Raw genomic sequence first — 19,423 nt, forward strand, 5'->3', positions numbered from 1 at the left:
ACGCGTTAAGTACATATTTGAATGTTTCCGTTGCAGGAAACGATTCTCCATAGAAAGGAGGTGATCCAGCCGCACCTTCCGATACGGCTACCTTGTTACGACTTCACCCCAATTATCTACCCCACCTTCGGCGGCTGGCTCCCTTGCGGGTTACCCCACCGACTTCGGGTGTTGTAAACTCTCGTGGTGTGACGGGCGGTGTGTACAAGACCCGGGAACGTATTCACCGCGGCATGCTGATCCGCGATTACTAGCAATTCCGACTTCATGCAGGCGAGTTGCAGCCTGCAATCCGAACTGAGACCGGCTTTGTTGGGATTCGCTCCACCTCGCGGTTTCGCAGCCCTTTGTACCGGCCATTGTAGTACGTGTGTAGCCCAGGTCATAAGGGGCATGATGATTTGACGTCATCCCCACCTTCCTCCGGTTTGTCACCGGCAGTCTGCTTAGAGTGCCCACCATGATGTGCTGGCAACTAAGCATAAGGGTTGCGCTCGTTGCGGGACTTAACCCAACATCTCACGACACGAGCTGACGACAACCATGCACCACCTGTCTCCTCTGTCCCGAAGGCCGCTGCTATCTCTAGCAGATTCAGAGGGATGTCAAGACCTGGTAAGGTTCTTCGCGTTGCTTCGAATTAAACCACATACTCCACTGCTTGTGCGGGTCCCCGTCAATTCCTTTGAGTTTCAGTCTTGCGACCGTACTCCCCAGGCGGAGTGCTTACTGTGTTAACTTCGGCACCAAGGGTATCGAAACCCCTAACACCTAGCACTCATCGTTTACGGCGTGGACTACCAGGGTATCTAATCCTGTTTGCTCCCCACGCTTTCGCGCCTCAGCGTCAGTTACAGCCCAGAAAGTCGCCTTCGCCACTGGTGTTCCTCCACATATCTACGCATTTCACCGCTACACGTGGAATTCCACTTTCCTCTTCTGTACTCAAGCCACCCAGTTTCCAGTGCGACCTTAGGTTGAGCCCAAGGTTTAAACACCAGACTTAAATAGCCGCCTGCGCGCGCTTTACGCCCAATAATTCCGGACAACGCTTGCCCCCTACGTATTACCGCGGCTGCTGGCACGTAGTTAGCCGGGGCTTTCTTCTCAGGTACCGTCACTCCGATAGCAGTTACTCTACCGGACGTTCTTCCCTGGCAACAGAGCTTTACGATCCGAAAACCTTCATCCCTCACGCGGCATTGCTCCGTCAGGCTTTCGCCCATTGCGGAAGATTCCCTACTGCTGCCTCCCGTAGGAGTCTGGGCCGTGTCTCAGTCCCAGTGTGGCCGTTCACCCTCTCAGGTCGGCTACGCATCGTCGCCTTGGTGAGCCGTTACCTCACCAACTAGCTAATGCGCCGCAGGCCCATCCCTTAAGGGCAGATTGCTCCGCCTTTCATCCTCGGTTCAGGTGAACCAAGGAATTATCCGGTATTAGCTACCGTTTCCGGTAGTTATCCCAGGCTAAGGGGCAGGTTGCCTACGTGTTACTCACCCGTCCGCCGCTGAATCCTGTTGAAAGCAAGCTTTCAACAGAACTCCGCTCGACTTGCATGTATTAGGCATGCCGCCAGCGTTCGTCCTGAGCCAGGATCAAACTCTCCAAATTGGTTTTATCGGATAAATCCGATAAAGTATTGAAAAGAGCGATATGCTCATTTTGAAACTGACGATTCATTAAATGAATCCTTTAAAATTAACGCGTTCCATTTGTTCAGTTTTCAAAGAACTTGTACCCGGCTTTTCAACAGTTATGTTTCTTGCACAGGAATTAGATCATATCATGTTTCGGACTATCTTGTCAACTTATTTCTTCACCGTTCATCTTGCTGTCGATCGGTGTCTCGTAAGCACAAGAGATAATATACCATGCCGTTCTGATGAATGCAACCATTTTTTAAAAAATATCTAATAGCCGTATAAATAGGGCTGCGGGAGCACAAATTGATTCCCATATCCCTTGGATTATGACTACAATAGAATTTGTCTTCTTCTATATTAATAGGACAACTACATATCACAAACCGAAAAGGAGAACAGATGAAAAATATCCCTTCATCCTCTGCACAACAGCCTGGTCAAAAAGGCATGGAGCCGCGCAATGTACAGCAAGCTACCATTTACCGTATTTTACTTGCAGTCAGCTTTGTCCATTTATTCAATGATTCCATTCAGGCGGTCATACCGGCGATCTTCCCCATCCTAAAAGAGAACATGCTGCTCTCCTTCGCTCAGATTGGCTGGATCTCCTTCGCTCTGAACATGACCTCTTCGGTCATTCAACCGATTATCGGCTATGCCGCCGACCGGAAGCCCCGCCCTATTCTGCTGCCGCTGGGCATGTGCTGTACGTTCGCCGGAGTGCTGCTGCTGGCTTTTGCCAATAACTACGTACTCGTCCTGTTCTCCGTCATGCTGGTCGGTTTCGGCTCGGCAGCCTTCCATCCGGAAGGGATGCGAGTGGCCCATATGGCTGCTGGCCTACGCAAGGGCTTGTCGCAATCCATCTTTCAAGTAGGCGGAAATGCCGGACAATCGCTGGGCCCTATGCTTACGAAATGGATTTTCATTCCGTTTGGACAGATTGGTGCGTTAACCTTCACGATCTTTGCCGCTGCGGGGATTGCCGTTCAAGCTTATGTCGCCCGCTGGTACCGGGAAATGCTGGATGCTGGATACACCTTCCGCAAAAAAACATCAGCACGCACCATTGATCCGGCCCGCAGCAAAAGTATCCGCAACGCTACAATCATTCTGGTGCTGCTGGTCTTCCTGCGCTCCTGGTACGGTGCTTCAATAGGCAGCTATTACGCTTTCTACTTAATGGAGAATTATAAAATGCCGCTGGATGACGCTCAGGTCTACATCTTCATGTATCTGGCCGCCGGTGCGATCGGAACTTTTTTTGGCGGACCGCTTGCCGACCGCTTCGGACGGCGCAACCTCATTCTGATCTCTATGGTAGGAACGGTTCCATTTGCATTGGCTTTGCCGTTTGTCAGCCAGTTCTGGGCGGCTATTCTACTGCTGATTGGCGGTTTCGTGCTGCTGTCCAGCTTCTCGGTTACGGTTATCTACGCTCAGATGCTCTATCCAGGGAACATCGGTACAGTTTCGGGGCTGATTACAGGGCTGGCTTTTGGCCTTGGCGGCATTGGCTCACTGGTAATTGGCAGTCTGATCGATGGTATCGGCATTACCAATGTGATTATAGCCTGCGGCTTCCTTCCTTTGTTGGGACTCCTGGCTCTATTACTTCCCCGTGATCAGCAGCTGGAGGAATGGGCAGCGGAGTAAATCCTGCGATTATTCATCTGCGGCATTTTGCGGTACAATTAGTTAAAACTTAAATTATTAACTGAACGCAGCCCATATGCAGCCCGCAAAAGGAGATCAGCAGATGAAGAATGTTCTGGAACGGATTCGCAAAGGGTACGGCAAAAAACTGGTCTCCCTTCATATGTGGAATGCCTGGCTGGTGCTTTTTCTGTCCATAAGCGGGTTAATGCTGCTGGGAGGCGTCTGGCGGGAGCTGTTAGGTGAGGGACGGGTCTGGTTGAAGCTGGCCCATATCTACATCGGACTGGTCTTGCTCATTCCTGTCATCTACTACCTGCTGCTTGCGTCCAAACACTGGAAACGGCTGAAAGGTAAAAACGGACAGAAGGCTAACGTAATCTTCGTAATGGCGATGCTGGTGGGCTGGATTATATCCGGGGTTGTCCTGTGGCAATTCCGGCTGGTTGGGCCACGGGCGGCCAATGCCGCCCTGCTCATCCATGATCTGCTGACCTGGATCGGATTGCCCGTAATCATCTATCACTCGATCACCCGCACCAAATGGCTCAAGGAACCGCAGAAACGCTCCATCACCCGCGAAGCCAGTCCAGCAGCACGGGAAGGTGAGCCCGGTGTACGGCAGCAGCCTGCCGCTTCAACGTCCCAGCCTTTGTATTCAAGGCGGGGGTTTATCAAGGTAGCGGTTGGTGCCGGCCTTGCGGTGACACTTGGACCTACTTTTGTACGCTGGGTGGGCAGATCCTTGCAGATGCCGACAGCAGAGGAATACGCCGCAGACAATGCCAATGCGCTGCTGCCTGATCCTGTGCCGCTGCCTGAGTCCGCGCCGCCGATTGGTGGCGGTGCGGAAGGAAGCTTCCGTGTATACACCGTGACGGACATCCCCTCTTTCGACAACAGCAACTGGTCTTTTACCATTGACGGTCTGGTCAACAACAAATTCAACTGGAGCTGGGAGCAGTTTGTAGCGTTGAAGCGCCAGGTCCAGGTCAGTGATTTCCACTGTGTGACAGGCTGGTCTGTGTACAAGAATACCTGGGAGGGCATTCCGCTCGCCACCCTGCTGGACATGGCCGGAGTGCAAGCGGGCGCTGTAATGGTGAAGCTGTACTCCGGCGACGGCGTCTACACAGATTCCCTGACACTGGAGCAGGCGCGGATGGAGGATATCATGGTAGCGGTGATGCATGACGGCAAACCTATCCCGAACCAGCTTGGAGGTCCTGTGCGCCTCGTCACTCCACAGATGTACGCCTATAAATCGGTAAAATGGCTGAACCGGATCGAATTGATCGACAAGGAGCACATCGGCTATTGGGAAGAGCGCGGATATGATATAGATGCCTGGCTGCCGGATGCCAAGCGGGTCTAGCCCGCAGTCTGAACTATTCATGTGAGCTGCCTGCTTGAGCTGCGGCTCTGCTAATCACAGCGGCGAATAATGCCGCAGCTTTTCCACTGCCCGCAGTCATATAATTATGGCTGTCCGTCCGGTCAAAGCCCATCCATACCGCTGCAGTCCACTGTGGGGTATACCCCACAAACCACAAGTCACGATTGGCCTTGCTGCTCACTCCGGGAAGGTCCAGCTGGGTTGTGCCCGTCTTGCCCGCAACCGGAAGGTTCATGCGGGCTTTTTGGCCTGTGCCGCGCTCGACGGCGCTGCGCAGCATCGCTGTTATTCCCGCAGCCGTCGCCTGAGAAACAACCTGCTTTCGCTTAGACTGGTGTTCGTAGACTGTCCGACCTTGCTTGTCTGTTACTCGGCGTACCAAGTGAGCCTCCTGATACACCCCGCCGCTGGCAAACACGCTGTAAGCCTGCGTCATCGAGAGGGGAGACACGCCGCTGTGCAGACCGCCTAGCGCAATCGCCAGGTTGTTATCCTCAGGTGCCAGCTTGATCCCCAATCTGGAGGCGAATTCACGGGCGTTGGACAACCCGAGCTGCTGCAGCAGCCATACCGCCGGTGCATTGACAGACTGCTGAAGCGCGGTCCGCATGCTCAGCTGGCCCCGGTATATTCCGTTCAGATTCTCGGGACGGTAGGTTCCATAAGCTGCTTTACGATCCGGCAGCATACTTTCGGGAGTAAACCGGCCGCTCTCCAGCGCCGGACCGTAAGCAATGATGGGCTTAAAAGCGGACCCCGGCTGACGAGCATCCAGCAAGGCCCGGTTCAAGCCGCCTTCCTGCGGATCTCGGCCGCCCATCAAGGCGATGATCTCTCCGGTATGATGATCCATGATCGTCATGACCGCTTCAACCTGCTGGTCGCTGCCATCCGGCGGAAACATACTTGTGTCCGCAAAAACCTGCTCCAGCACCTGCTGCGCCCCGCTGTTCATCGCAGTAACCAGCGTATAGCCGCCTGTCCTCAAATCCTCAGGCGTTATACCCGTCTTTCGCGCAGCTTCCCGAAGCGCTGCATCCAGATAGGAAACACCGATGCCTTCTGTCGATGCCCGCTCCCTTTCAGGAAGCTGGAATGTCTGCCTGGCTGCCTGCTGCATCTCGGCATAACTGATCAGTCCTGACTGGTACATTACCTTAAGTACCAGCTTCTGGCGGATTCGATACTGCTCCGGATGATCCAGCGGGTTATAGATGGAAGGTCCTTTGGGAAGGCCCGCCAAGCCGGCAATCTGCCCGATCTCCAGCAGCTTCAGGTCAGATACGCCAAAATAACGTTTAGCTGCCGCTTTTACACCATATTGCCCGCTTCCCATATAGATCTGATTCAAGTACAGCTGCAGAATCTCGTCCTTGGACAACCTGCGCTCCAGCTCTAGGGCAACCCCCGCCTCGTTCAGCTTGCGCAGCCAGCTCTTCTCCCGGTTCAGATACAGATTGCGGGCCAGCTGCTGAGTAATGCTGCTGCCGCCCTCCGATAGGCTTCCCCGGGTGGCATTATTCACAAATGCCCGCAGAATCCCCCGATAATCCAGTCCCTGATGGCTGTAGAATCTGCGGTCCTCCACTGCCAGAAAGGTATCCAGCAGCAGCTGCGGCATTTCATCCAGCATTGCCGCCAGTCTGTAGCCTGAGCCAGGCAGCGGAAGTGTCCGCAGTAGAGTGCCATCGGCTGAGAGGATTTGACTGGATTCAGCCAGCTTCAGCTTCTCCGGGTGGCGGCTGACAACTATTCCCCCGTATTGATGCACATAGAGTAATATGGCAAGAGCAAGAATGGCAACAACAACGGTCAGATCAAACAGCCTGTAGCAGATTCGGTACAGCAGGGTCTGCGCCTTCCTTCTGCGCAGCTTGCCTGCGATGAGCGCAAGGAGTCTGTAACTCCACCCTGCGCTCATGATTCCATGACCTGGTGCTCAAGGAACCTTTCCAATACTTGCGCGTCTTCCGCCGCTGCACGGCATAAGACGCGCAGTTCCTCGGGCGTCAGCTCCTCCTTCTGCGATTCACGCAAATAATGCAGCACAGACCTGGTTCTTACCAGCAGCTGGATCGATTGCGTTCTGCCGAGAGCCGGCATATCACTTGGCGCAGAAGTAACTTCAGTGGCTACAGGAGTCATTTGCTCCAGCCGGTTCAGACTGGCCGCAATGCGCCCAAGTTCCCCTGTGGAGAGCACTTGAATCTCATGGGCTTGCCCCGTGTTGGCCAGTTCCTCTACCGCTCGCACAATCACTTCCAGGTCAGCGGCTATCTTCTGTGAGCGCAGCATATATAGCAGGCCGAACAGCAACAGAAATAATCCGGCAGACGCCGGAATCTTGCCTATATGATTAATAATCCAATGAATGATTCTAATCCAAATTACAGACGGGTCCCCGGCATAACGGGCATACAGCAGCTCTGCTGCTACCCTTAAGCCCGCCAGTACACAACCGCTGATCAGCGCGCTTCCGCCCACGATATACAGATAGCTGAAGCGCACTGTATTAAATATCTTCACTGGCCTTCCCTCCTTACAGTCAGCTGTTCATGCTGCTCTGCAAGGATAACGGCTAAATCTTAAGAAACGCTTACCACACTTCTTAAGATTTCCTTAACAATGGAAAACTTGTGATAAAGTCGGTCCGCTGCAGTCCGCTGGCTGCGGATATCGTGCCGCCGTGGCGGTCTATGATGCTTTTGGCAATAGCGAGGCCCAGACCGGAGCCGCCCGTATGCTGGGAGCGCGAGCGCTCAGCCCGGTAGAAGCGTTCAAAAATATAAGGAATATCGCTCTCTGCGATCCGGTCACCGAAGTTGCTGAACCGTACTACGGCCTCCTCTCCGTCCCTGCTGAAGGCGATCTCAAGCCGCTTACCGCTTTTTCCATAACGGATGGCATTGGTGATCAGATTCTCATAGGCTCTTACCAGTTCACCCGGTGCGGCTTCAATCCACAACGCCTCCGTCTCATCCTCGATCGTATAAGTCATTCCAGCCTGCTCCAGCTCCGGCACCGACTCCTCGGTCAGCTGGCGGATGAAAGCCTTCAGGTCCAGCGGCTCCAGCCTCAGCGGCAGACCGCCGCTGTTGACCCGGGTATATTCGAACAGGTCATCGATCAGCTTGCGCAGCACCAGCGACTTCTCATAGGCAATGCCGACATAATGGCGTACCTCACCTTCATCCCGGCAGCGGTCCTGGTCAATATACTCCAGAAACCCCAGTACAGAGGTAAGCGGGGTGCGCAAATCGTGGGAAACGCCGGTGATTAAGTCATTTTTGGCAGTCACAGCCTTCCGTTCATCCAGCACCGATTGCTGCAGAAGCTCAGCCATAGCATTAATGTTATCCGCCAGTTCGCCAAGCTCGTCGCCGCTGCGCACCTCGATGCGGTGGGTCATGCCATCTTTCGACATTTTTTGAATACCGGAGGTGATCTCTTCCAGATACAGCACCACCTTGCGGGTATACAGGAAAAAAAACAGCAAAAAGCTGATGATCCCGACCGCAGTCAAAATAGGTGTCGAGCCAATATGGTTAATCACCCAGCGCAGCAGCCGCGAATAAGGCGCATCATTAGAAGCCGGATTCAGATAGATCATCGAATTGACCAACTGATAGCCAGCCAAGAGCAGAATTCCCCCGGACAGCACACTGAGCAGGAAGGCGTATATAAATTTCCAGCGGATCGTAGCGATATATTTGGAGTTCATGCAGCTTCAACCTTCCTTCCTCAGGATGGACCATCCAGCTTGTAGCCCACTCCCCACACGGTCTGGATATAGCGGGGGTGCTTGGAGTCCTGCTCGATTTTGTCGCGGATATTGCGGATATGAACCATTACGGTGTTGCCTCCGTCCAGAAACGGCTCGTTCCATACCTTCAAATAAATCTGCTCGATGCTCAGCACCTGGCCCTGATTCCGCGCAAGCAGCTCCAGAATGGCAAATTCACGCGGCGTCAGCTTAATCCGCTTGGAATCTGCCCGCACCTCATGTTTCGCTGTATCAATCACCAGATCCTCAAACACCAGCTCGCTTTCATTCACCGGCGGATTGTATTCCTTGTTGAATCTATGGTAACGCCGCAGCTGCGACTTCACCCGTGCCACTAGCTCCAAGGGATTAAACGGCTTGCCCACATAATCATCTGCGCCAATGCTGAGACCGGTGATTTTGTCCATATCGGTGTTTTTGGCCGACAGCATAATGATGGGCATCTGCCGCTCCTCACGGATCTTCATGCAGGCCTCCAGCCCGTCCAGCCGGGGCATCATCACATCCATGATAATAAGATCAACGTCTTCTGTCCGCAGACACTCCAGTGCCTCCAGCCCATCGTAGGCCTTCAGCAGCCGGTATCCCTCATTGCAGAGATAGATGTCCAGCAGCTCTATGATTGCTTTCTCGTCATCAACGAGCAGGATCGTTTGTTGTTTCACTACAGTGGGTTTCCTTTCTTCAGACGATATAAAGATTCTATTGTTTATTTTATCATATTCAAATTTAAAAAAGCCCCCGGAGAACGGGAGCTTCACTATAAGAGGAGAGGACATACTAAGAGCAGGATATACTTACTGGAGCTTATAGTGTGGTAAAAGAGGCGTCATACAGCCGGAACATCGTCTTGTAGCCAGAGTCGTCGATCTTTATGCCCACATCCAGCCTGCCTGTAATCTGCAGCGGCCCCGATACGTATCTCAGCTTCACATCATCCGGCACGAACACGATCATAATCTTGTTCCAGTAGGTCTCATCCCCGTTGTCGAACGGACATTCCGCGCCCGGTTCGGGAATCAGCAGAAACCAGTTCTTCTCGAAGGAAAGCACTTCACCCATAAAACCCTTGATTGTGACCTCGCTGCCGCTGAGATCCCAGAATTGCTCCGAGGGGCGAGTCTGATCGCTGCCGTCAAAAAATCCGTCCCAGCCGATAGCCGTCAGTCCTGAGGAGGCCAATGATTTAGGAGCAGGGGTGCTCGGGCGTGCACTGGTTGCTGGCCGAGGTGACACGCTGGCGGCGGTGGCAGTGGCCTCAGGCTCGGATTCAGCCGATGGCTTGCTGCTCACCGTGGCAGGTGGCCTGGATGGCGGTGCCTTAGGTTCATCGCCGCCCTGTCCTGATGCGTCCTGTCTCTTGGGCGCAGGTGTTGCCTGGACCGGAGCCGAAGCCGGGGCCGCAGTCGCCTTCGCGGCAAGCGCCGGCTCTCCGGCAGCCTCGGAAGACTGCTCTGCGGCAGGAGTGGCCGGTGCAGCCGAAACGACTGCATCAGCTGTCGCTTCCGGGCTGGCGGTGACGTCAGGCGTTGTGCTGGCGGCCGTAGCAGCTGTTGCCGCAGTCGCTATTCCGGGTGTTGCAGCCGGTTGTGAGGGTGACGCTTCAGCTTCCACCGGAGCAGCAAGCTCAGCGGTATGGAGGGAAGAGGCGAAGGAATCTCCCTGGCTAAGGGAGGCATTGTCCTGGCCGCAGCCTTGCAGTATAAGTGCGCCTGCCGCAGCTGCCAGAATAGAAATCAGCCTGCTTCGAACATAGATCAACCTGTGCACCTCCTAGGATTTAAACAGCTCCAGCGGATGAAGCCGGTACAGCCGGAAGGCCGGGCCCAGTGAGGACAGCAGGCCTATGCCAAGTGTGCCCGCCACAATCAGAACATGGGTCTGCGTCCAGTGGTAAGGATTCAGCTGTATGCCTGCTTCGGCGAATATTCTATCCTGCAGAAGGAATGCGCCCAGATGCCCAAGCAACAGACCGGACAGCAGTCCAACTGACGTTAGCAGCAGGCCTTCGCTGGTTAAGGACATCCAGACATACGCCCGCGATTTGCCGAGCAGGCGCAGCAGGCCCGCGTCTTTCGTACGCTCACCCACTGCCGCAATCAGCGATAGCAGGATGGTAATGGCCGCCAGCACTATGCACAGCGCCGTAATGATTCCAACCAGGCGAGAGCCTTGATCCACGGCGTTCAGCACATCGGAAACAGCTTTACTGCTGTAGGCGGCTTGAACTCCGCCCTGCCCGTCGAGCGCTTCCTTCAGATCATGCGCGCCCAGCAGACTGCCCGGTTTCACCAGCACTGCCGTAATCTCGCGGTCTTCCGGGGCCAGTCCGTGTACCGCCCAGGCATAATCCACCGTAGTAAAAATCGCCCGGTCATCCGGCGTATGCAGCGGCGGCAGAATCCCGGCTACCGTATACAGGAAGCTGCCATGCGCATCCTCTTCTTCATGCGCGCCATGCTCCGCCGACTCTTCGGCATCATGCTCACCGCCGGATTCATGCTCCTCGATCAGCCCATGCGCTCCGGTGAAGGTATCGCCGAGCTGCAGGCCCAGGGTCTTAGCCACATGGGAGCCGAGCACTGCTTCACCAGTTTGGGCATACAGCCTTCCCGACTGAAGCCTCTGATCCCCGTAACGCGTGACGAAATATTCGGGGTCTAGGCCGACGACAGGAAACCCGCCGCTGTTGTCTCCGGTTGTCATCGCGTAAGCCTTGTCTGTACCTGCATCCAGCTTCGCCTGCTCGAGTACAGCCAGCGGAATATTCCCGGTCGGGGCACCGATATGATAGAAGCTGTTCAGCACCAGCTGCGTTTCACTGCCCTCGGCGCCAATCACAAGATCAAATGGACCATAACCGGACTTCGCACCTTGCTCCACACTGTCACGGGAAAGCGACAGAAGCACAATGAAGGCAACGGTAAGCGCCACTGCGCAGACCGTAAGCAGAGACAAGAAGCGGCGATGCAGCACATTACGCAGCGTTAAATGCAGAAGGTTCATCCGCCAAATCCCTCCCGCTGTTCCAGTCCGGTCGTGCGGCTCAGGCCAGGCTGACGAATCTGATTCATGTCATGGATATGGAGACATCTGCTGAATCGCGCCGCAAGATTAAGATCATGTGTGACCACAATCAGCGTATGTCTGATGCCGCGGCTGAGTCCAAGCAGCAGCGATGCGATCTCGTCCGCTGTTTCCCAGTCCAGACTGCCGGTAGGCTCATCCGCCAGCACAAGCGGCGGCTGGTTGATCAGCGCCCGCACGATCGCCACACGCTGCTGCTGCCCGCGTGAGAGCTGGGAGGGCAGATGCTGCCCGCGGTCCTGCAGCCCCACCCGCTCCAGCCATTCGCTGATAACCGCGGCTCTGGCCTTGGAAGAGATCGCGCCTGTCATGGCAATCTCAATATTCTGTCTTGCATTCAGCGAGGGAATGAGATGAAAGTTCTGCATCACATATCCGATCCGGCTGGCCCGAAAGGCATCGCGCTGTGCTTCACCAAGCGAATGGAGCGGCTGATTATCCAGCAGGATCTCCCCGCGATCCGGCCGCAGGAGACCGCTGATCAAATGCAGCAGCGTGCTTTTGCCGGAGCCGCTGGGGCCGGTAATCGCCACCTGCTCCCCTGGTTCCACCTTCCACTGCGGGATATCCAGAATGGGCACAGACCGGCCATCCACCTGAAATTGTTTCTGCAGATCTCGGATATGCAGCAAGTCAATCCCTCCTATCTCAATACAATCCGTTCGGACAAGGCGTCCCATTTCAGTGCGGTTCCGGTCAGCTGGCTGAAGGCCGCAAGTGGCAGGTACAGCTTGCCATTGTCCACATCGACGGTATATGTTGCTGCTTTTCCATTCAGCTTGGCGGTTTTGGCACTTAGATTAAGCTCTACGGCATTTTTGCCCAGTGTGAGCTTGGCTGTGGAAGCATCGCCTTTATAGGCGCCGCCAAGAGCTTTGACAAGGGCCTCAGCCGGGAACAGCACCTCGTTCTCACGGCTGATTTTAAATTTAGGATACAGGTACTTCGACTGCAGCTCTGTGGAGCGCTTATTCAGATCAAGACCCAGAATTTTGGCACCGGCTGTGGCTATTTCGGTGTTGTCCACCTGCCCTTTAACCTGATCTGCTATCGGTCCATACGCCCAGACACCTACATCCACCGCCGAGTGTCCATGACCCGACCAGCCTACAAGCAAACGTTTGGAGATTACGGCATTATATGCGCCTTCACGTTTGTAGGAAGAACCGTCACCGTTCATAATCTGCTGAACCTCTTCATCGGAAAGATCAGTGATCCAGGTGTTGGCTGTTACAATGGTCCGAATCTCTTCGGGTGTTTGCGCTGCTTCCAGGGAAGCGGCCAAAGTCTCGGAGGAATGCTTCTGCTTATCCCAGAGGTCAATATTAATCTCATAGATATTATCGCGTGAAAGAGACAGGCCTCCGGTTTCATGGTCAGCTGTAACAACAACAGAGGTATTGCCGTCTTTTTTGGCAAATTCAATGGCTGTCTTGAACGCCGCGTCGAAATCCAGCGCTTCCTGCACCAAGGTCGGCAGGTCATTGGCATGTCCGGCATGATCAATCCGGCCGCCTTCCACCATCATCACGAATCCGTCTTTGTCATTGGAGAGCACCTTCAGGGCTTTCGAGGTCATGGCCGCCAGGCTGGGAACCTCGGCAGTACGCTCCGGAACATAGGCTACATGGGAGTTTCCGAACAGTCCGAGCACCTTGGTCGTTGAAGCCGGCAGCGCGTTCAGACTGGCTGTGTTCTCCACCAGCTTGTAGCCTTTGGCCTGGAAGTCGGGAAGGATATTTTTGTCCGAGCGTTTGCCCTTCTCCTCTTTGGTCGTAAAGAACTGCTTGCCGCCGCCCAGCAGCACATCAACGCCACTCTCCAGATACTGCGAAGCAATCGCCGATTCATTGTCCCGGCTGCGGACATGTGATGCATAGACGGCCGGGGTAGCATGCGTAATCCGAGCGGTAGTAACCAGACCTGTGGACTTCCCGTTGTTCTCGGCCGCTTCTATAATCGATGCAAACGGCTTGGCTACATCCTCATTGGATACGCTGATGCCTGCATTATAGGTTTTGTGTCCGGTGGCGAAAGCGGTACCCGCTGAAGCGGAGTCCGTTACAATCCCCGAAACAATCTTGTCCCCGTCTTCCCCCCGGTCAGCATATGTAGTAGCCTGTCCCACGTAATATGGATCAAGATTAAGATGGCTGACTCCCTTGGTGTACTGCTGGAAGTATCGTGCGGCCGAGACCTGGGCCGGGCCCATGCCATCGCCAATCAGAACGATCAGATTCTTGGACTGCCCTTTGGCGGCAACCGCCTTCTGTGTCTGGCTCTGTGCCGCTCCAACGAGGGTGGAGCCAGAAACCACTGCTGCTGCCAGTCCGCCGATAACCATACTTTTCATGATTTTATTCAACTTCATTCCCCTTCCATATGATCAAGATTTCATTAAGCATAACGTTCAATGATCAAGGCTCTGTCAAAATAAGTAGAGGGTTGTATTAAATAAGGAATCGATCCCTCCCAAACCCTCCCTTCCAAGGGAGGGCCCCAAAGGGTTGCACCCTCTGGACACCGGCAAGTTTGGCGAATGAGTCTGGCGGTACGGTGATTAGGAAGGTAAGGTGCGAGGAGCGCTTAGCCCTGCGGGACCGCTTGGACGTCACAGGGTATGGCCTGCTATCCCTGACGGGATGCACGGCCGGCGGCTAAGGTCAAAAGCGGGCTGTTCCTGCGGAATGCGCAAGACCTTAAGGTCAAAAGCGGGCTGTTCCTGCGGAATGTGCAAAACCTTAAGGTCAAAAGCGGGCTGTTCCTGCGGAATGCGCAAAACCTTAAGGTCAAAAGCGGGCTGTTCCTGCGGAATGTGCAAAACCTTATACTCCATTGGCTCCAGCTAGGGTTCTAAGGGATGTCGTGGATTCTTGCGAGTAATCAAATGTAAACGTGGTCACTACTCAGAAGCCCCGTAGGATAGAACTAAACGTCTGATCTCTCTATATCAGTCTACTCCACCGAATTAGTTGCGAATCTGCATCTAATTCCCCGTTTTATTCCGTTTTGGAGCAAATAAGTGCGAATACGCATCTAATTTCGGTTTTTGAGCGTTAAGGAAACGTTTTTCTCGAAAATAGTTGCAGATTCGCACTTATTTGCCTGATACCATCTATTTCACCTGAAATTAGATGCGCTTTTGCATCTAATTTCTCTGAATGCTCTAGTGTAACTTTCTACCATCTTCAGCATGACCTAAGTAGCAACCGTTTCCGTACTTATTTTCTTCAGCCAGAAATTATCGGCCAATTGGTACGTTTTCTAATGCTCTCAATAGAAGATTTAGTGGTAACTATAAAAAAGCCCCTGCACAGAAACACAGGGGGCGGTATAAATATGCTGAACATACAGGCTACTATTTACGGTTTACGGTGTCAGCATTCGCAGGGTTGTCGATTGCTTAGAAGCTTACAGCCTATTCTTCCAGCAGTCGGATGAATTCGTCCTCATCCTCAATAACCCGGATACCCAGCTGCTGCGCCTTGGCCAGCTTGCTGCCGGCCTTCTCGCCGGCGATAACCAGATCTGTTTTTTTGGAGACACTGCCTGAGACCTTGGCCCCCAGTGCCTCCAAGCGTTCCGCTGCATCCTCACGGGTCAGCTTCTGCAGCGAACCGGTCAGCACAACGGTCTTACCGCTGAAGAAGGAATCCGCACTTACCACGCGCGGCGCCTCTGGCGCCTTGGCTTCCACGCCCAGCTCCAGCATGCGGTTAATCGATGTGACTACAAACGGATCGGCGAAGAAGCCTACAATACTCTCAGCGACAATGCCGCCAATGTCCGGCAGCGCCGCAAGCTCCTCTGCATCGGCCTGCATCACTGCGCCAAGATCACGGTAATGGTCGGCCAGCATACGGGTTGTCGCTTTGCCGGTGTTCGGAATTCCCAGTGCGTACAGGAACGAAGCAAGATCACGCCCCTTGCTGTCCTCCAGCGCCTTCAGCAGGTTCTGGGCCTTGCGCTCCCCGAAGCGGTCCAGCTTCACCAGCTGTTCGAAATCCAGCTCATACAGATCGGCAGGCTCGCGAACATTCAGCTCATCATGCAGCTGTCCTGCGGTCTTGTCACTGAACGTCTCAATATCCATTGCATCCCGTGAGGCGAAATGGGTAATCCGCGCGATAATCTGCGGTCTGCAGTCCAGCTTGTTGTTACAGAACAGATGGGCCCCGCGCATCTCCAGCGGGAATCCGCAGGCAGGACAAGCTTCAGGGAATATAATCTCTCCGCCGTCGCTTTCCTCGGTCACCTTGCCGAGAATTTCCGGAATGACATCGTTGGAGCGGCGGATGAACACCCGGGTACCGAGCGCATGCTTCAGATTCTTCCGCTCAATATCCCCTACGTTGTTAAGCGTGCAATTCTGCACGGTAACCCCGGCAAGCTCCACGGCCTCTACCCGGGCCAGCGGAGTCACCTTGCCGGTCCGGCCCACATTCCAACTGACCGATTCCAGAATGGTGGTCGTCTCTTCAGCCTCGAACTTATACGCCACCGCCCAGCGCGGGAACTTATCGGTATACCCGAGCACCTCACGGATACGGAAATCCGTAACCTTGATAACGGCACCGTCAATGAGATAATCCAGGCCCGCACGGCTCTCCTCGATCTCTGCCAGCTGCTCTGTGACATCGTCAAAGGTATTGAAATAGGTCAGATAAGGATTGACCTTAAACCGGTTGGTCCGCAGGAAATCCATCATCTGTTGATGGTCGGCGAAGTCTACCCCTTCCGCATAACCGACATTATAGAAGTAGGCGTTAAGCCTGCGGCTGGCTGTCGTCTGCGGATTAAGATTGCGCAGGGCACCAGCTGCACCGTTGCGCGCATTCTTCAGTGGCTCTGCCGCTCTGGTGTTGTAATCAGCCAGTACAGAGAGGTTCATAATGCCCTCTCCCTGCACCTCGATCACCCCCGATTGGAAAGGAAGGGTCAGCGGCACCGATTTGATCGTCTTCACCTGTGCCAGAATCCCTTCCCCCGTCACTCCGTTGCCGCGGGTTGCCGCCTGCACCAGCACGCCGTCACGGTAGGTGAGGTTAAGCGTCAGCCCGTCGAACTTCAGTTCAACGGCATAACAAGGCTCAGGCAGGGGAGTATCGGGGTTCTTAGTATTGTAGTCATTGACCAGACGGAGCACCCGTGCATTCCAATTACGCAGCTGCTCAATATTCTGCGCTTTATCCAGGCTCCACAGCGGTGCCAGATGGCGGTGCGGAGTGAAGCCCTTCAGCAGCTCGCCGCCCACACGCTGGGTGGGTGAATGGGGCAGCACAAGGCCGCTTTCGGCCTCCAGCGCTACCAGCTTGTCGTAGAGCAAGTCATATTCCTTGTCGCTGAGCTGCGGCGCATCCAGCGTATAGTAATGATAATTGTGCTGATTCAGCTCCTCGACCAGCTCTTCCATTGTATGCATAACATCCATGCAGCACTTCCCTCCGTCTATAAGTTTACCTACGATTAGCGTGGTCCAAAGATTCCCTCGTTAAACGCCCGATTATTCGACCTTGGTAATCGGCGCGAACCCTGCAAGCAGCCGTTTCACCCCGACCGGTGCCGGAAAAGCAATCTGCAGCTCCGTATCGTTGCCGCTGCCTTTGACGGACACCACGGTACCGATGCCCCATTTGCCATGGGAGACCTTGTCGCCCGCCTTGAAATCGGCGTCCGCAGCCCCCGCCCCGGGAGCGCGCTGCCCTCCCGTGGTCACGGTCACACGGCCCTTGCCAGCCGGCGTTGCTCCGGCGGCGCCTGCGCGCCCGCCGAAGTTCCCGCCTCCGCCGCCGCTGAAGCCGCGGCCGCCATAGGCACCGCCTACCTCCGCGCCTCCGCGCCGGAAGCGGTCGTTCACTATCACAGTGTCTTCCTTCAGTTCCTCTGGAATCTCCTCCAGGAACCGGGACGGCGGATTGGCATTCGTCCGTCCAAAGAGCGTGCGCATCCGTGCGCAGGAGAGAAACAGCTGTTTCTCGGCGCGGGTGATGCCCACGTACGCGAGCCGTCGTTCCTCCTCCAGCTCGTCGTTGTCCTGGAAGGCGCGGCTGTGCGGGAACACGCCTTCTTCCATCCCGACGATGAATACCGTCGGGAACTCCAGCCCCTTAGCGCTGTGCATCGTCATCAGCACCACCGCGTCGCTGCGCTCTTCCTCATCGTCATTCACGCTGTCGATGTCAGCGATCAGCGCCAGGTCGGTGAGGAAGGAGACCAGCGACTTGTCTTCGTTGTTTTTCTCAAATTCCATCGTCACGGACAGGAACTCATCAATATTCTCCAGCCGCGAGCGCGATTCTAGCGTATTCTCGTTCTGCAGCTCCAGCCGGTATTGCGACAGCTCCAGAATCTTCTCGGTCAGCTCGGTGACCGACAGGAACTCCACCATCCGGTGCAGCGCTTCGATCATGTCATAGAATTCCACCAGCATATTGCGGGTGCGTCCGGCGAAGCCGAGATCGTCAACCGTCTGCAGGACACGGAAGATGGAAACTCCGCGTTCTCCCGCTGCCGCAGCCAGCTTGCCGACCGTCGTGTCTCCGAGGCCGCGCTTCGGCACATTAATGATTCGCGTCAGACTGATATCATCATCTGGATTGGACAATAACCGCAAGTATGCCAGCAGATCCTTGATCTCCTTACGATCGTAGAACTTGATGCCTCCTACGATCTGGTACGGGATATCCGATTTGATCAGAATTTCCTCGATAACCCGGGACTGCGCATTGGTGCGGTACAGAATGGCATGGCTCTGATAATCCTGGCCTTTCTTCACATTCTTGCTGATCTCACCGGTCACGAAATAACCTTCATCATGCTCCGAATCGGCCCGGTACACCTTAATCTTGGCGCCTTCGTCAGAATCGGTCCACAGCTTCTTCGGCTTGCGTCCGGTGTTCAGCGCAATCACGCCATTGGCTGCATTCAGAATGTTGGAGGTAGAGCGGTAATTCTGCTCTAGCAGAATCGTCTTCGCTTCGGGGTAATCCTCTTCGAAGTTGAGGATATTGGTAATATCCGCCCCGCGCCAGCGGTAAATCGACTGGTCACTGTCCCCCACCACACAGATCCGGTGATGGCTATCAGCCAGCATCTGGCACAGCATATATTGTGCTCGGTTGGTATCCTGATACTCATCCACATGGATATACTTGAATTTCTTCTGATAGAAATCCAGCACCTCTGGTACTTCTTTAAACAATTCAATGCTCTTCATAATCAGGTCGTCGAAATCAAGCGAATTATTACTCTTCAGCCGCCGCTGGTACATCTTATAGACCTTGGCCACCAGTCCTTCAAAATAATCACCGGCCTTCTGCTCGTATTGCCCAGGAGTCACCAGCTCATTCTTCGCAGTGCTGACCATAGCCTGGACAGCCTTCGGCTCGAACTTCTTCGTGTCGATGTTCAGTTCCTTCATACAATTGCGGATTACCGACAGCTGGTCCGTAGAATCGAGAATCGAGAAATTGGAGGTGAAGCCAATCCGCTCAATATCCTTGCGCAGAATCCGTACGCACATGGAGTGAAAGGTCGAAACCCAGATGTCCTTGCCCTCAGGTCCCACCAGCTTAGAGACACGATCCTGCATTTCTCTTGCGGCCTTGTTCGTAAAGGTAATAGCCAGAATGGCCCATGGCGGAGCCTTGCGCTGGGCGATCAGCCAGGCAATCCGATGCGTCAGCACCCGGGTCTTACCGCTGCCGGCACCTGCCATAATAAGCAGTGGACCTTCTGTAGTCTCCACCGCCTGGCGTTGTGGAGGATTAAGCCGGCTTACGGCTTCTTGTATACTTACAAGTTGCATGTTATAACATGCTCCTTTCTGAATATGAAATAATGTTCCTAAGTAGTCCT

Annotated in this window: 13 protein-coding genes and 1 rRNA gene; 2 read left to right on the top strand and 12 right to left on the bottom strand. The window is 54.5% G+C overall.

What is annotated here, in order from left to right:
• Positions 1-53 precede the first annotated feature (53 nt).
• Positions 54-1,611 (bottom strand): 16S ribosomal RNA (locus B9T62_RS28750).
• A gap of 479 nt (positions 1,612-2,090) precedes the next feature.
• Between B9T62_RS28750 and B9T62_RS28755 the strand changes: the two genes are divergently transcribed.
• On the top strand, positions 2,091-3,299 hold the full coding sequence (locus B9T62_RS28755; protein WP_245864689.1) for an MFS transporter: 1,209 nt from the start codon (positions 2,091-2,093) through the stop codon (positions 3,297-3,299).
• 103 nt (positions 3,300-3,402) lie between these two features.
• Positions 3,403-4,674, top strand: coding sequence for a molybdopterin-dependent oxidoreductase (locus B9T62_RS28760; RefSeq protein ID WP_087918382.1), 1,272 nt, complete (start codon positions 3,403-3,405; stop codon positions 4,672-4,674).
• Between the two features lie 13 nt (positions 4,675-4,687).
• On the opposite strand, the gene B9T62_RS28765 is transcribed toward B9T62_RS28760, so the two are convergent.
• From B9T62_RS28765 to pcrA, 11 genes are all read right to left on the bottom strand, one after another.
• Entirely contained in the window at positions 4,688-6,616 is a 1,929-nt protein-coding gene (locus B9T62_RS28765; RefSeq protein WP_087918383.1) for a transglycosylase domain-containing protein, read from the bottom strand.
• Entirely contained in the window at positions 6,613-7,221 is a 609-nt protein-coding gene (locus B9T62_RS28770; RefSeq protein ID WP_087918384.1) for a hypothetical protein, read from the bottom strand. Before B9T62_RS28770 ends, B9T62_RS28765 begins: the two co-directional genes overlap by 4 nt.
• 82 nt (positions 7,222-7,303) lie before the next feature.
• Positions 7,304-8,416: a sensor histidine kinase gene (locus B9T62_RS28775; protein ID WP_087918385.1), complete on the bottom strand. Its 1,113-nt coding sequence runs from the start codon at positions 8,414-8,416 to the stop codon at positions 7,304-7,306.
• A gap of 20 nt (positions 8,417-8,436) precedes the next feature.
• Positions 8,437-9,144, bottom strand: a complete 708-nt coding sequence (locus tag B9T62_RS28780; RefSeq protein WP_087918386.1) for a response regulator transcription factor — start codon at positions 9,142-9,144, stop codon at positions 8,437-8,439.
• Positions 9,145-9,286: 142 nt separating this feature from the next.
• Positions 9,287-10,240 carry a hypothetical protein gene (locus tag B9T62_RS28785; protein ID WP_087918387.1) on the bottom strand — a complete coding sequence of 318 codons (954 nt, stop codon included), beginning with the start codon at positions 10,238-10,240 and terminating at the stop codon, positions 9,287-9,289.
• A gap of 12 nt (positions 10,241-10,252) precedes the next feature.
• Positions 10,253-11,485 (bottom strand): ABC transporter permease, encoded by a 1,233-nt coding sequence (locus B9T62_RS28790; RefSeq protein WP_087918388.1) that lies wholly within the window; start codon positions 11,483-11,485, stop codon positions 10,253-10,255.
• A complete protein-coding gene (locus B9T62_RS28795) occupies positions 11,482-12,198 on the bottom strand; it encodes an ABC transporter ATP-binding protein (protein WP_245864106.1) in 717 nt (238 codons plus the stop codon). Before B9T62_RS28795 ends, B9T62_RS28790 begins: the two co-directional genes overlap by 4 nt.
• 11 nt (positions 12,199-12,209) lie before the next feature.
• Complete coding sequence (locus B9T62_RS28800; RefSeq protein ID WP_087918390.1) at positions 12,210-13,937, bottom strand: alkaline phosphatase; 1,728 nt, start codon at positions 13,935-13,937, stop codon at positions 12,210-12,212.
• 240 nt (positions 13,938-14,177) lie between these two features.
• Positions 14,178-14,387, bottom strand: coding sequence for a hypothetical protein (locus B9T62_RS28805; protein WP_169834447.1), 210 nt, complete (start codon positions 14,385-14,387; stop codon positions 14,178-14,180).
• Between the two features lie 597 nt (positions 14,388-14,984).
• Positions 14,985-16,997: an NAD-dependent DNA ligase LigA gene (ligA, locus tag B9T62_RS28810; protein ID WP_087918392.1), complete on the bottom strand. Its 2,013-nt coding sequence runs from the start codon at positions 16,995-16,997 to the stop codon at positions 14,985-14,987.
• A 72-nt stretch (positions 16,998-17,069) separates the two neighbouring features.
• Positions 17,070-19,373 (bottom strand): DNA helicase PcrA, encoded by a 2,304-nt coding sequence (gene pcrA, locus B9T62_RS28815; protein WP_087918393.1) that lies wholly within the window; start codon positions 19,371-19,373, stop codon positions 17,070-17,072.
• Positions 19,374-19,423: the final 50 nt, after the last annotated feature.

The sequence above is a fragment of the Paenibacillus donghaensis genome, from assembly GCF_002192415.1.
In the GTDB taxonomy this organism is placed as follows: Bacteria; Bacillota; Bacilli; order Paenibacillales; family Paenibacillaceae; genus Paenibacillus_AQ; species Paenibacillus_AQ donghaensis.

Coding starts and splice junctions, on each gene's coding strand:
- B9T62_RS28755 (WP_245864689.1), top strand. CDS start 2,091: ATGGAGCCGCGCAATGTACAGCAAGCTACCATTTACCGTATTTTACTT.
- B9T62_RS28760 (WP_087918382.1), top strand. CDS start 3,403: ATGAAGAATGTTCTGGAACGGATTCGCAAAGGGTACGGCAAAAAACTG.
- B9T62_RS28765 (WP_087918383.1), bottom strand. CDS start 6,616: ATGAGCGCAGGGTGGAGTTACAGACTCCTTGCGCTCATCGCAGGCAAG.
- B9T62_RS28775 (WP_087918385.1), bottom strand. CDS start 8,416: ATGAACTCCAAATATATCGCTACGATCCGCTGGAAATTTATATACGCC.
- B9T62_RS28790 (WP_087918388.1), bottom strand. CDS start 11,485: ATGAACCTTCTGCATTTAACGCTGCGTAATGTGCTGCATCGCCGCTTC.
- B9T62_RS28800 (WP_087918390.1), bottom strand. CDS start 13,937: ATGAAGTTGAATAAAATCATGAAAAGTATGGTTATCGGCGGACTGGCA.
- ligA (WP_087918392.1), bottom strand. CDS start 16,997: ATGGATGTTATGCATACAATGGAAGAGCTGGTCGAGGAGCTGAATCAG.
- pcrA (WP_087918393.1), bottom strand. CDS start 19,373: ATGCAACTTGTAAGTATACAAGAAGCCGTAAGCCGGCTTAATCCTCCA.